The sequence below is a fragment of the Acinetobacter sp. YH01005 genome (assembly GCF_013420465.1).
GTDB classification, from domain to species: Bacteria; Pseudomonadota; Gammaproteobacteria; order Pseudomonadales; family Moraxellaceae; genus Acinetobacter; species Acinetobacter amyesii.
The window spans coordinates 1-12407 of sequence record NZ_VOYA01000036.1; the positions used below are offsets into that span (position 1 = coordinate 1).

General features: G+C 38.5%; 13 protein-coding genes and 2 pseudogenes. 10 read left to right on the plus strand and 5 right to left on the minus strand.

The features are described 5' to 3' along the window. The first annotated feature begins 132 nt into the window (after window positions 1-132). Both FTT72_RS15110 and FTT72_RS15115 read left to right on the plus strand, forming a co-directional pair. Entirely contained in the window at window positions 133-933 is an 801-nt protein-coding gene (locus tag FTT72_RS15110) for a copper resistance protein B (protein ID WP_180178631.1), read from the plus strand. A gap of 112 nt (window positions 934-1045) precedes the next feature. After that, window positions 1046-1243 (plus strand): annotated as a pseudogene (locus FTT72_RS15115) (hypothetical protein); the annotation flags it as partial. A 53-nt stretch (window positions 1244-1296) separates the two neighbouring features. Here FTT72_RS15115 and FTT72_RS15120 read toward each other — a convergent pair. Next, window positions 1297-2001: an IS6-like element IS1008 family transposase gene (locus FTT72_RS15120; protein ID WP_023278713.1), complete on the minus strand. Its 705-nt coding sequence runs from the start codon at window positions 1999-2001 to the stop codon at window positions 1297-1299. Window positions 2002-2602: 601 nt separating this feature from the next. On the opposite strand from FTT72_RS15120, the gene FTT72_RS15125 reads away from it, so the two are divergent. From FTT72_RS15125 to FTT72_RS15150, 6 genes are all read left to right on the plus strand, one after another. Continuing rightward, a complete protein-coding gene (locus FTT72_RS15125; protein WP_004733211.1) occupies window positions 2603-4414 on the plus strand; it encodes a copper resistance system multicopper oxidase in 1812 nt (603 codons plus the stop codon). Further along, the gene (locus tag FTT72_RS15130; RefSeq protein WP_004897649.1) at window positions 4401-4739 is read left to right on the plus strand and encodes a hypothetical protein; all 339 of its coding nucleotides are present in this window, start codon (window positions 4401-4403) and stop codon (window positions 4737-4739) included. Before FTT72_RS15125 ends, FTT72_RS15130 begins: the two co-directional genes overlap by 14 nt. Continuing rightward, window positions 4726-5670: a copper resistance protein B gene (locus tag FTT72_RS15135; RefSeq protein ID WP_004668309.1), complete on the plus strand. Its 945-nt coding sequence runs from the start codon at window positions 4726-4728 to the stop codon at window positions 5668-5670. The genes FTT72_RS15130 and FTT72_RS15135 overlap by 14 nt, the downstream gene beginning before the upstream one ends. Window positions 5671-5887: 217 nt before the next feature. After that, window positions 5888-7222, plus strand: coding sequence for an ISNCY family transposase (locus FTT72_RS15140; protein ID WP_180175913.1), 1335 nt, complete (start codon window positions 5888-5890; stop codon window positions 7220-7222). Window positions 7223-7336: 114 nt separating this feature from the next. Then, window positions 7337-7582: a type II toxin-antitoxin system RelB/DinJ family antitoxin gene (locus FTT72_RS15145; protein ID WP_000246755.1), complete on the plus strand. Its 246-nt coding sequence runs from the start codon at window positions 7337-7339 to the stop codon at window positions 7580-7582. Further along, on the plus strand, window positions 7572-7865 hold the full coding sequence (locus tag FTT72_RS15150; protein WP_000221358.1) for a type II toxin-antitoxin system RelE/ParE family toxin: 294 nt from the start codon (window positions 7572-7574) through the stop codon (window positions 7863-7865). The genes FTT72_RS15145 and FTT72_RS15150 overlap by 11 nt, the downstream gene beginning before the upstream one ends. A gap of 129 nt (window positions 7866-7994) precedes the next feature. Here the strand turns inward: FTT72_RS15150 and FTT72_RS15155 are convergent, their stop codons facing one another. After that, the gene (locus tag FTT72_RS15155) at window positions 7995-8324 is read right to left on the minus strand and encodes a four-helix bundle copper-binding protein (protein ID WP_004733205.1); all 330 of its coding nucleotides are present in this window, start codon (window positions 8322-8324) and stop codon (window positions 7995-7997) included. A 441-nt stretch (window positions 8325-8765) separates the two neighbouring features. On the opposite strand from FTT72_RS15155, the gene FTT72_RS15160 reads away from it, so the two are divergent. Continuing rightward, window positions 8766-9698, plus strand: coding sequence for an IS5-like element IS17 family transposase (locus FTT72_RS15160; protein WP_099475569.1), 933 nt, complete (start codon window positions 8766-8768; stop codon window positions 9696-9698). Between the two features lie 53 nt (window positions 9699-9751). On the opposite strand, the pseudogene FTT72_RS15165 reads toward FTT72_RS15160, so the two are convergent. The 3 genes and pseudogenes from FTT72_RS15165 to FTT72_RS15175 all read right to left on the minus strand — a co-directional run. Beyond that, window positions 9752-10072, minus strand: a pseudogene (locus tag FTT72_RS15165) (FeoB small GTPase domain-containing protein); the annotation flags it as partial. Continuing rightward, window positions 10062-10322 carry a FeoA family protein gene (locus FTT72_RS15170; RefSeq protein WP_004665962.1) on the minus strand — a complete coding sequence of 87 codons (261 nt, stop codon included), beginning with the start codon at window positions 10320-10322 and terminating at the stop codon, window positions 10062-10064. The gene FTT72_RS15170 and the pseudogene FTT72_RS15165, both read right to left, overlap by 11 nt. A gap of 11 nt (window positions 10323-10333) precedes the next feature. Beyond that, a complete protein-coding gene (locus FTT72_RS15175) occupies window positions 10334-11614 on the minus strand; it encodes a cation transporter (RefSeq protein WP_005407391.1) in 1281 nt (426 codons plus the stop codon). Between the two features lie 90 nt (window positions 11615-11704). Here FTT72_RS15175 and cadR point away from each other — a divergent pair, with 90 nt between their 5' ends. Then, on the plus strand, window positions 11705-12097 hold the full coding sequence (gene cadR / locus FTT72_RS15180; RefSeq protein ID WP_004281856.1) for a Cd(II)/Pb(II)-responsive transcriptional regulator: 393 nt from the start codon (window positions 11705-11707) through the stop codon (window positions 12095-12097). Window positions 12098-12407: the final 310 nt, after the last annotated feature.

A 12407-nucleotide genomic window follows, 5' to 3' on the forward strand; every position in this document is an offset into this window, starting at 1 on the left:
TATAATCAGCGAAGAATTCAAAAAGGCTTGGATTTTAAGACACCAAATCAAATGGCAGAAGACTTTTATCGGTTAGCTGCCTAGAATCTCCCAAGTGAAAGTCTCCTGCTAATTCAGCACACATCAAATGGTATGAGAGTCTTATTACAGGAGTCTGGCGGCTTAAGATATAGCCCCCAAGAATTGTATCCAGAATATTATTCAATGGAAAATGCAAATGGGGGAGATAATATTATTTTGACTGCAAGAAAGACATCAGACGGATCTCACGATGATCATCTTAAAGAACATGGCGGACAAATTTATCAAGTAACAAGACTTGAAAATGCATGGATGGTTGATGAAGACGGTAAGGGCAACCTAGGAACAAAGCTTGAAACTTTGATTGGAACAGATGAAAATCGTCTATTTATTGAAGCCAATTCGGAAAAGTCAGAAAGTAATGATCCAAAATATGCTGTATCAGCACTTTATAGCCGTAACGTAGCCCCATTTTGGGATATACAAGCTGGTGTAAGATATAGCGAAGATAAAAATAGCAGCAACAGTGATCGAGTTGATGGTGTTATTGGTGTATTAGGATTAGCTCCTTATTTCTTTGAAACACAAGCATATCTTTATGGCGGTGAGAATAATTTTTGGGGAGCAAGTTTTGAATTAGAACGTGATTTGCTTTTAACTCAGAAACTTATTACTCAACCTTATATCGAAGCAGATGTAATATTTAGCGATGATTCTAACTATGCTGCAAAATCAGGTTTATCAGAACTTAAAACTGGTATCAAAACCCGATATGAGATTACTAAGCGAATTAAACCTTTCATTGATGTTGCTTACCAATATGAAAAAGGACAGAAAGCCACTTCTATGCAAGAGGCAACAGAGTCTGAAAAGGGATGGAAATATGGTGCAGGTATCGAATTAGTTTTTTAAAATAATATGACTTGGAATCATGAATGGTAGCTTCGGCTACTATTCATGAAATTGTTGTCATTTCCTTTCGAATCTGTAAAACTAAAAAAGCTTAAATTTTGGTCTTATCTCTATGCAGTGGTTAAAAACATGCCTATCGCTGTTTTTATCGTTTGCTATCCTTTTAGTAGGATCGGCTGCTGCTGCTTCGTCTGTACATAAGCGGTGTTTAATGCCATCTGAACAGATGAAATCCATGCAAATGGAAGCATCTCAAAACCAGGATATGATGCATACCGACTGTATGAAAGTTGAAGCAAAGGTCAAAAAAAGGCACTGTTGCAAATAGAGATTTGAGTCGATGAAGTTCCTTTTTAAAAGTGCTTAGAGACCGAAAACCCTGTTGATTAGACACACTTCACCTTGAGGCTGACCATAATAAAATGACGATGCTTGTCCTTTACGTAGTGCACGCATGACTTCAATACCTTTAATTGTGGCATAAGCCGTCTTCATAGATTTGAATCCTAATGTGGCCCTGATGATCCGCTTTAACTTACCATGATCACATTCAATGACATTATTTTTATACTTAATCTGCCTGTGCTCAATATCTACTGGACATTTTCCTTCTCGCTTTAACCGTGATAAAGCATGGCCATAGGTCGCTGCTTCATCTGTATTGATGACCCGTGGAATTTGCCATTTTTTCACCGTATTGAAGATCTTTCCTAGAAAACTATAGGCTGATTTACTGTTCCGTCTAGCGGAAAGGTAAAAGTCAATCGTATGACCCCGTTGATCAACTGCACGATACAGGTAAGTCCATCGCCCCTTCACTTTGATATAAGTCTCATCCATATGCCATGAATGTAAATCTGTAGGATTACGCCAATACCAGCGTAACCGTTTTTCCATTTCTGGAGCATAACGCTGAACCCAACGATAAATTGTACTGTGATCCACATTTATGCCTCGTTCAGCGAGCATTTCTTGAAGTTCACGATAGCTGATGCCATATTTACAATACCAACGAACAGCCCAAAGAATGATTTCACCTTGAAAGTGCCGACCGTGGAAGGGATTCATCTGCTGTATCTCGAAATAAATAAGATATTTAGCTTATCATGTCAGCCTATTTGCAACAGTGCCAATTATATTGAGTTGTAAATATTTGAAATTCCGTTAAGATATTTTGGATTAAATTCTATTCCTAGATAGCATTCGTGTTGACTCATCTCTCCAAAAAACTTTGGTTTTGTTTTCTTATGGTTTTTGCCATAGGATGGAGTAGTGTGTCTGTTGCATCAGTAAAGATAATGCATATCAATATGCAAACTGAAATGAGCCAAGATCATTGTTTAGATCAAGCACAGCAAGTCACTCAACATGGTATTAATCACGAAGTACAGACGAATACCGATTGCCATAATCATTTAGCTCTTAATCAGAATATAGATCACAAAAAGTGTCAGGAATGTTCTAGCTTATCCTGCCAGACACAGATCTCATGTCTTCATTCTTTGCAAAGCTCGCTAGATCCCCTAGATACCTTCTATTCTATAGATCAGCCTAATTTTTATTATCCCAACCAATATCTAAATGGGTATTGGCAAGAAATTTCACGTCCTCCTAAAACTTAACCAATTTTTTTAAAATTTATTTATTTTTCAAAAATTAAGGTTAAGTTATGTCTCATAAAATTAGTTCGTACCTATTAGCAGGTATTTGTTTTGCATCGTCGCCTTTGGTTTTTGCCGAAGTGCGTGAATATCAGCTTGTTATTGATGAAGCAGTGGTCAGCCCAACTGGAAAGCCTGTAAAGCGCATTACCGTAAATGGTCAATTTCCTGCGCCTTTGCTTGAGTTTGAAGAGGGTGATGAAGCCATCATTCGCGTGAAAAATAATTTAAAAAACCAAGATTCTTCTATTCATTGGCACGGACTGTTGTTGCCGGGCATTATGGATGGTGTACCGGGATTTAATGGTTTTAACGGTATTAAGCCTCAAAGCGAGTATGTTTATAAATTCAAGATTCGCCAAAGCGGGACTTATTGGTATCACGCTCATTCTAAAGGACAGGAACAGGACGGCTTATATGGTTCTTTTGTGATTTATCCAAAAGGTAAAACACCATTGGCAGCACATGAAAAAGCTGAACGTGACTATGTGGTGATGTTGTCAGATTTTCATGAAAAAACCAGTGATCAAATTCAGAAAGATCTTAAAATTTCAGCTGAATATTATCAAGATCAGCGTGAAACCTTGGGTGATGTTTGGAAGCAGGTTAAACGTGATGGCATAAAAGCGACATGGTCTGACCGCAAAATGTGGAATCAGATGCGTATGCTAAAAACCGACATGTCGGATGTTACAGGTTATACCTTCCTCATTAATGGCAAAACACCTGAACAAAATTGGACAGGAATGTTTAAACCGAATGAAAAAATTCGCCTACGTTTTGTGAATGCATCTGCGATGTCTTTCTACGATGTCCGTATTCCTAACTTGAAAATGACTGTGGTCAGTGCTGATGGTCAGCCTGTAAAACCTGTTGCTGTGGATGAGTTTCGTATTGGCACAGCTGAAACTTATGATGTGATTGTGGAGCCAAAAGGTGGACATTATCAAATTGAAGCTGAGTCAATTGACCGTTCAGGTTATGCGATTGGTACACTGCACAATGAACTAAATCCTATGACACATGGCATTCATATGCCTGCACCACGTCCACGCTCACTTTTGACCATGGAAGATATGGGACATGGTGACGGTGATCATGCAGGAATGGATCATTCGAAAATGAACCACGGCAATATGCAAGGCATGGATCACTCGAAAATGGATCATTCAAAAATGAACCATGGCGATATGCAAGGCATGGATCACTCGAAAATGGATCATTCACAGCATGGCACAGCAAAACCACAAGAAAATGATCAAGTGGTTTATGGTTGGGCAAATGCATCTACACCTGCGGGCAATAAAGCCTTGCAATATAGTGATTTAAAATCTTTAGAACCGCAAAAAGATACTCGTGAAGCTAGCAGTGAATTAGTAGTGCGTTTGGGCGGTACTATGGAGCGTTATATTTGGACGATTAACGGTAAAAAATTCAGCGATGCTGAGCCATTAAAAGTGAAGTATGGCGAGCGTATCCGTATCAAATTTATTAATGACAGTATGATGGCGCACCCCATGCATTTACATGGCATGTTTATGCAGTTGGAGAATGGTCAAGAGTCGGTAGATATGCCGAATAAACACACATTGATTGTACCACCGGGTAAAACAGTGACTGCTTTATTAACTGCGGATGAGTTGGGCGAATGGGCAATCCATTGTCATTTGTTGTATCACATGAGTGCAGGAATGATGAACAAGTTGATCGTGGCAAATGTTAGCGATGAACAAGTGTCTACAACGCCAATTCAAGGTACAAATTCGACTCAAACTCACCAAGTAACTGAGCAAAAAGGAGCTGGACATGCACATCACTAATTTTGTATTTAAAGCGTTTTTTTCTGTTGCGGTATTGAGTTTAACAAGCTTAAGTTTGGCGCACGAAGGGCATCATTCAACTGCTCAGACTGATGGAAAAAATGTACCATCAATGAATCATCAAGCGATGTCTGAGATGGATCATTCACAGCATTCTCCACAAGAGCATGCACAACACATGCAGATGATGGGGAAAATGAATCATGCTGCACATTCAGCACCGATGAACCATCAACATGCAGGTCATCAGCCAATGCATCACAAATCAACAGAGAAACAGCAAGATCAAAAAGTACAGAAAGGAGATCAACATGCGCACCATTAATCTTTTTTCTAAAACTGTTTTAGCAAGCTCTTTGTTGATGGTCAGTGCAGTGAGTTTGGCACATAATGGTGAAGATCATAGTGCGCCTGAAAAAATGACAGTTGCTACATCTTCTAGTCAAAATCAGCCGATGCAAATGGATCGCTCTCAAATGAACCATAGCCAAATGAATCAGGCACAACATCAGGCAACATCTACGGTTAATCATTTACATCATGTACCAGATGCGAATGCTCAGCAGAGTTCGCATTATGATCATCGCTCAGAACACGGTGCGCAAATTTATGCGATTACGACAGTGGACAATAAGTGGCTTGTCAATGAAGATGGCACAGGTGATTTAAAGTCAGAGTTTGAAACCCGTATTGGCACAGATGAAAATAAGGTTTTTATTAAAATTCATGCCGATAAAGAAGAATCGCATGATGCACATTATGATGCCAAACTTTTATATAGCCGTATGATTTCAGACTTTTGGGATGCACAGATTGGTGCACGTTATCGTAGTGAAAAAGTTGAACTCAATGATCATCGCAAAGACACCGAAGAAAATGTTGATGCGGTGATTGGCTTACATGGTATGGCGCCATATTTCTTTGAAACTGATGCTTATCTCTATGCGGGAGAAGACAATTATGCGGGCTTTAGCCTAGAAACGGAACGTGATTTTCTGATTACGCAAAAGTTGATTATTCAACCTTATTTAGAGTTGGATGCTATCTTTAGTGATGACTCTAAATATGCGAAAAAAACTGGTTTAAGCAGTGCAACCGCAGGGTTTGAAACTCGCTATGAAATCAGTAAAAAGATCATGCCGTATATCGACATTGCCTATGAGTATTCAAAAGGTAATGATGAAACGTCGTGGCAAATAGAATCAAACTCTGAGAAAGGTTGGTTATATGGAGCTGGTGTTAGATTTAGATTTTAATTAATTTAATGATTACTAAATAGCTTTATTTAAATAAAACTCTAGCTTAATGTGGCCGGAAGCAAAATGTTAACTTATTTTGCTTCCTTCCATTTAACATAATGGCTGTTATGCGAAGTCGACTTGTTAGAACCCATTTAAAGTGTCTATATTCTCACCAATAAAAATGTCTGGTTTATGATGATTTTTATCACCATGGACTGGATATAAAATATAGATGCTGATCACTATGTCTGACAAAGAAATTCAACGTCTTGCAGTTCTGCAAGACGTTCGAGATCATCGTATTACCCAAGTCCGTGCTGCTGAAATCCTGAATCTTTCCACCCGTCAAATTACCCGGTTATTGCAGAAGCTCAATCAAGATGGTGTTTCAGGCATGACGCATGCCAGTCGTGGTCAACCGGGCCATCATCGCCATGATGACTTGTTAAAATCAAAGTGCCTTTCCATTATTGCTGAACATTTGCTGGGCTTTGGACCCACCTTGGCGCATGAGAAGCTCAGCAGCATATTTGACCTGAATATCCCGGTAGAAACGCTTCGGCGCTGGATGACGGCCAATGACCTGTGGATTCCGCGATCCAAGCGCCTGAAGCGTCCATATCAGCCACGTTATAACCGGGATTGCTTCGGTGAACTGATCCAAATTGATGGCTCATATCATGACTGGTTTGAAGGTCGAGCTGCAAAATGCTGCTTGTTGGTTTATATCGATGATGCCACTGGAAAGCTGTTGCATCTGCGCTTTTGTGAGGCTGAAACGACCTTTGACTACATGCTTTCAACCCGAGCCTACATTGAGCAATACGGCAAGCCCTTGGCCTTTTACAGCGATAAACACTCGGTATTCAGAGTGAATCAGAAATCCAGCCAAGACAGCAAGATCACGCAATTTGGGCGGATTCTGAATAATTTGAACATCGATATTATCTTTGCCAACTCCCCACAGGCGAAGGGTCGCGTAGAGCGAGCGAATAGAACCCTTCAGGACCGTTTGATCAAGGAGATGCGCCTGGAAGGCATCTGTTCGATTGCAGAAGCAAATGCCTGGTTGCCCTGCTTTATTGAGCAGTTCAATCAGAAGTTCGCCAAATGTGCGCGAAACTCAAAGAACCTGCATCGTCCATTAACCGAATCTGATCTTGAACTGGATGATATTTTTACCTGGCAGGAACCGCGTAAGGTCACAAAGAACCTGACCATCACGTATGACAAGTGTATTTATATACTTGAGCCAACAGCACTGAATCATAAGCTTGTTGGGCAATACATTTCATTTCTAGAGTATCCGGATGGGACTGTGGCCATCCTGCATGAAGGCCGAAAGCTGAACTACAGCATATTCAATAAACTGGCTGGACTGCAGCAAAATGCAGTGGTTGAGAATAAAAGATTAGGCTCGGTTCTGGCCCATATCCAGCAGCAACATGAGGAGTTGGAGAAACAGAATAAACGTTCCCGTCTCAAGAAAAGTATGCCGAGTCGTAAAGCTCAGAAAGCTGTTATTGAACAAAGAAATTTAAATCCTGTTCTTGACTCTTGCAGTTAAAAACAGGACATTTTAAATGGTTTATCGCATAGACATTTTAATTGGTGAATAACACGACTTGTAATGCAATTTGCATTACAATATTCCTAGTACATTAAATACTTGGGAAATATGATGGCTACTGTTAACTTCAGGATCGATGAAGCCCTTAAAGAAAAATCTTATTCAATCCTTAAAGAGCAAGGTATTGCACCTACGGATTTCTTCACTAGTATTCTTGAGTATGTTGCTACGACTGGGAAACTGCCTGTCAAAAAAGCTTTGCTTTCAGAAGAAGATGAAGAATTATTAGCTCTTGTTCGTAAGCGCATTAATGATCCTAAAGAGATGTTTGAGGAAGTCACATTAGATGACTTATAAGCTTTTACGTCACAAGGACTTTACAGCAGAATGGGAAAAACTCCCTGTTGCTATACGAGATCAATTTAAAAAGAAACTAGCCAAAGTCATAGAGCAGCCACATATTCCAAAGAATATGCTTAGAGGCGATCTTGCAGGTTGCTATAAAATCAAATTATTAAAAGCTGGTGTCCGACTTGTCTATCAAGTTAAAGATGATCAGGTAGTTATCCTGCTCATTACCGTCGGAAAACGAGCTGATAGCATAGTTTATGACGAAGCGAAAAAGCGAATTAAAGACTAAAAATGGGAGCTTAAAGCTCCCATTTTTGGCTTCGTATAAGGTGTATTATGTTAATTTTAGGAAAGGCTCTAAGACTAGCAGAATGATTATGTTAGTCTAGAGCCATATAATTAACATTATTGAAGTATTTTACATGGCAATTTTTCGACATTCTTCTGCACACTGACGGCAAGCCTCAGCACATTTTTTACAATGATCATGTGAATGTTTTTCACACTCTTCCGCACAATATTCACAGATCTTAGCACAAAGCTCACAAATCTCTTTGAGGAAAGGTGAGTTATGTTGTTGCATACGCACACATAACTGACAAATATCTGCACATTCTAGACAACGTTGAATACATTCACGCATCATCTCTAAATCTTTTTCTTTTAAACAAGAAGTTGCACATTCAGTACAAATAAGTGAACAGTTTGTACATGCAGAAATACACTCTGAAAATTTCGTATTAATCATTTTTTACTCTCAATTTATATAATCAAAGAAATAATTAAAACATAATTTTTTTCTACTAATTATTTTAAATTATTAGTAAATGTAATACATAATGTTAATTTATATGAATAATGTTAATTTTAACTAAATCTTATTTATATTCCAAATTATTAAAAAACAGTTTTTAATTAGGATAGATGATCAAGTATCAAAAGCAGCTATTCTTAAAATAACTACAATAATTTTATCACTTTAAAAATAGATTTTCCCTCTATTTAACATAATGGTGGTTATACGGAGTACGCTTGTATATTAATATAAATATCAACAACTTAAAAATTTCACCATGATCACAAAATGCACAAAAAATGGCTTTTGTAATAAGTTGGTGAGTTTTTAAGCGAATCTGGCTTTGTTGCACAAACCTATCTGTAAAGGCTTTTTCAGCGATATAATTTTCAAATGAAGAAGCCTACACACAAAATCTACCGCACAACCAATTGGCCCGCATATAACCGAGCACTCATGAGTCGCGGAAATATTGCCATTTGGTTTGATCCTGCTACGCAATGGTATGCTCCATCAAAAGGCAAACAAGGGCGAAATCAAACCTACTCCGACGCAGCTATCCAATGCTGCTTAATGATTAAATCTCTATTCCGTTTGTCTTTACGTATGGTCACTGGCTTTGTGCAAAGTCTGATTAAACTTTGCGGATTAAATTGGACCGCACCAGATTACAGTACGCTTTGTAGAAGACAAAAGCATATTGATATTGCAATCAGCTACCAAAAAAGTAGCGATGGGCTGCATCTACTCGTAGACTCTACAGGCATGAAGTTTCTAGGTGAGGGCGAATGGAAACGCAAGAAACATGGAGCTGAATATCGTCGCCAATGGCGTAAACTACATATTGGTATAGATGCCAAAACCCTACAAATACGCGCTATTCAGCTCACAACCAATAATGTCAGTGATTCACAGGTGCTTGGTGATTTACTTAATCAGATTCCACAAGATGAGCAGATTGACTCTGTTTATACCGATGGAGCTTATGACACCAAGCAATGCCGTCAGGTCATTGCAGATCGGCAAGCGCATGCGGTGATTCCACCTAGAAAAAATGCGAAACCATGGAAAGATACAAAGAGTAGCTCGCTAGAGCGAAATGAATTACTTCGAACAGTTAAACATTTAGGCAGGACATTATGGAAAAAATGGTCAGGCTATCATCGCCGCAGTTTGGTGGAAACCAAGATGCATTGCATCAAATTATTAGGCGATAAATTAATGGCAAGAAGCTTTCCTAGTCAGGTGAATGAGATCCATGCACGTGTAGCAGTCCTTAACAGATTTACGGAATTAGGTCGCCCACTTACCCAAGTTACGCCTTAAATTTGGATCAATTAGGGGCGCTTTGCATTTCAAATCTTTGTGCAACAAAGCCGAACCAAGCTCAAATGTAAGCTTAAATTTGTGGCATCTACGACGCATATAAAAATGTCGGGCAGAATTTCACCTTTTAGCTCGCCCAAACAAACTGCCCTGGTGACTTCTTCATCTAAACTACTAGGTTTTAAACTGTAAGTTCCGGGTAAGTCCAATACTCGTATTGCATCACCAGAAGGTAAGTTAAAAGAACCTTCTTTTCTTTCTACGGTAACCCCAGCATAGTTGGCAACTTTTTGTCGCGTACCAGTAAGTGTATTAAATAAAGAGGTTTTTCCGCAATTTGGATTACCGACTAATGCAATATTCTTAATCTTCATTGGATACTAACTCTACAAAAATTCTTTCAGCTTCATTCTTTCTTAATGCGAATCTTGAAGTTTCAATCTGAACTAAAACAGGATCTCCGCCAAAAACACCTTTAGCGAGTACTTGTAGAGTTTCACCCTCTCTAAAACCTAATAGTTGGAGCCGTTCCAATACGGGATCAGTGGTATGACTGTATTGATTACCTTTTTTGAGATCTCTAATTTTGACGATCTGATTTTGTTTAACTTGAAATAGATTCATTTTCGATACTCTTACTTCAAAGCCAAAATCTTTCGAGCACCATTAAGCACGAATAAAGAAACCAGGATGCCAATGATTAAGTCTGGATAAGCTGATCCCGTCCACGCCACGAGTACACCGGCAAATATAACGCCCATATTTACGACAACGTCATTCGCCGAGAAAATCCAACTGGCTTTCATATGTGCGCCATCTTCTCGATGACCAGAAATAAGATATAAGCATGTCACGTTAGCTATAAGTGCGAGCAGGCCAATAACAATCATGAGCGTTGATTCTGGCTCGCTTCCAAACATGAATCGTCTAATGACATCAATAATCACGATGACAGCAAGTAATAACTGAATCCAACCTGCGAAATGGGCTGCTTTCACTTGATATTTCGCAGCTTTTCCGACGGCATATAGCGCAATACCATAAACGGCTGCATCGGCAAACATATCTAGAGAATCAGCAATCAATCCTGTAGACGCAGCAATAATTCCGCTGATGAATTCTATAAAGAACAGTAGAGCATTAATGCCTAATAACAGTTTAAGTACTTTAGCTTGTCTCACAGGATCAGGTTCATTAGGTATATCGCCTGTAGAAAGCTGTGTTTCATCAAGTTTCGCCCCAAAACCCAGTCCTTCGAGTTTAGCCGTAATTTGCTGAATCCCTTCATTATGGAAGACTTTCAGTTTTCGATTGGGAAGATCAAAAGTAAGACCTTTAACTGCTTCAATATCTGCAAGAGCCATACGGACCATTTGCTCTTCAGCAGAGCAATCCATTTTAGGAATGGTATAGGTACTTGTTTGCTTAGCCTGTTGATTGCTTATATAAGTTTCAGTCTTCACAAGCTTTGCACCAAAACCCAAAGCTTCAAGTTTGGTAGTTATATTTTCATCTTTTTGATTATGTAGAACCTTTAAAGACCGGTTAGGTAAATCAAAGATGAGTTTTTGAACACCATCAATTGAAGATAGCGCCATACGAACCATCTGTTCTTCCGCAGAACAATCCATTTTGGGAACTAAGTATTCACTCATGTAGTGCGAATCTTTTAAAACGTTTTCAGTGCTTAAATTTTCTTTGGGATCAGAACCACAACAGGATTGAGCGGTATCTTCACAACTGTTTGAAGTGTTACAGCAAGGAGATGAAGATTTTTCTTCTTCCTCTTCACCACAACAGCTAGGCGTATTATCACAATTCTTTGAATTGCTTGCTTCTGCAATTGATGGATGATTTTCTTGTTGAGATTTCTTATCTTCGCATGGTGTTTCTTTACTACATCCACAGCCACTCATAGTTATACCCATTAAAAAAATTTATAAACTTTGAATATTAGAATCCCTATAGTTACTATAGAGTCAAGATTTTTTGGAAATACCAACTCAATGCATTTAAAAATTGGTGAACTCTCTAAAAAAACCTCATGTTCAGTATTAACAATTAGGTTTTATGAAAAGGAAGGTTTAATTCCGGAACCCGAAAGAACGGAAGGAAATTACCGCCTTTACGATATAGGCTATGTTGAGCGAATTAAGTTTATTTTGAATTGCCGAACTTTAAATATGAGTTTGAATGAAATTCGTCAATTACTCACCTATAAAGATAATCCCAAGAAAAATTGTTCAGATGTGAATGAATTAATTGACTTACATGTCAGTGCTATCAGAGAAAATATAATCAAGCAACAAAAGCTTATTGAACAATTATCTGATTTAAGAGGTACTTGTGATGGCTTATGTACAATTGACCAATGTGGAGTTCTAAAAAATCTAGCTTGATTATCTAGACCTATGCTTTTTTCAAAAATTCTGTATATCTTTACTTAAGGCTGCAAAAAGTTTAAGGTTACTCAAATTCTGTGATCAGATCTTTGATAGATCTGGACAGCTTCTTATTGGTGTTTTAAATACAGATTTGTGTATGAAGAGAAAAACATTTCTAATCCAGATATTGGTACTCTTTGAACCGTACCGGGTTTGTCGGAGACCACTTTTCTTGAGAGAATGTCCCGATGAAAAAAGTAAAATACACCCCTGAAATCAGAGATAGAGCGGTTCAATTATTGATTGAATCTGAAAAAGATTATCC

Excerpts from the sequence above, each read along its gene's own strand:
- cadR (WP_004281856.1), top strand. The coding sequence starts at position 11,705 with ATGCATTTAAAAATTGGTGAACTCTCTAAAAAAACCTCATGTTCAGTA.
- FTT72_RS15175 (WP_005407391.1), bottom strand. The coding sequence starts at position 11,614 with ATGAGTGGCTGTGGATGTAGTAAAGAAACACCATGCGAAGATAAGAAA.
- FTT72_RS15135 (WP_004668309.1), top strand. The coding sequence starts at position 4,726 with ATGCGCACCATTAATCTTTTTTCTAAAACTGTTTTAGCAAGCTCTTTG.
- FTT72_RS15150 (WP_000221358.1), top strand. The coding sequence starts at position 7,572 with ATGACTTATAAGCTTTTACGTCACAAGGACTTTACAGCAGAATGGGAA.
- FTT72_RS15110 (WP_180178631.1), top strand. The coding sequence starts at position 133 with ATGAGAGTCTTATTACAGGAGTCTGGCGGCTTAAGATATAGCCCCCAA.
- FTT72_RS15130 (WP_004897649.1), top strand. The coding sequence starts at position 4,401 with ATGCACATCACTAATTTTGTATTTAAAGCGTTTTTTTCTGTTGCGGTA.
- FTT72_RS15170 (WP_004665962.1), bottom strand. The coding sequence starts at position 10,322 with ATGAATCTATTTCAAGTTAAACAAAATCAGATCGTCAAAATTAGAGAT.
- FTT72_RS15155 (WP_004733205.1), bottom strand. The coding sequence starts at position 8,324 with ATGATTAATACGAAATTTTCAGAGTGTATTTCTGCATGTACAAACTGT.
- FTT72_RS15125 (WP_004733211.1), top strand. The coding sequence starts at position 2,603 with ATGTCTCATAAAATTAGTTCGTACCTATTAGCAGGTATTTGTTTTGCA.
- FTT72_RS15145 (WP_000246755.1), top strand. The coding sequence starts at position 7,337 with ATGGCTACTGTTAACTTCAGGATCGATGAAGCCCTTAAAGAAAAATCT.
- FTT72_RS15140 (WP_180175913.1), top strand. The coding sequence starts at position 5,888 with ATGCTGATCACTATGTCTGACAAAGAAATTCAACGTCTTGCAGTTCTG.
- FTT72_RS15160 (WP_099475569.1), top strand. The coding sequence starts at position 8,766 with ATGAAGAAGCCTACACACAAAATCTACCGCACAACCAATTGGCCCGCA.
- FTT72_RS15120 (WP_023278713.1), bottom strand. The coding sequence starts at position 2,001 with ATGAATCCCTTCCACGGTCGGCACTTTCAAGGTGAAATCATTCTTTGG.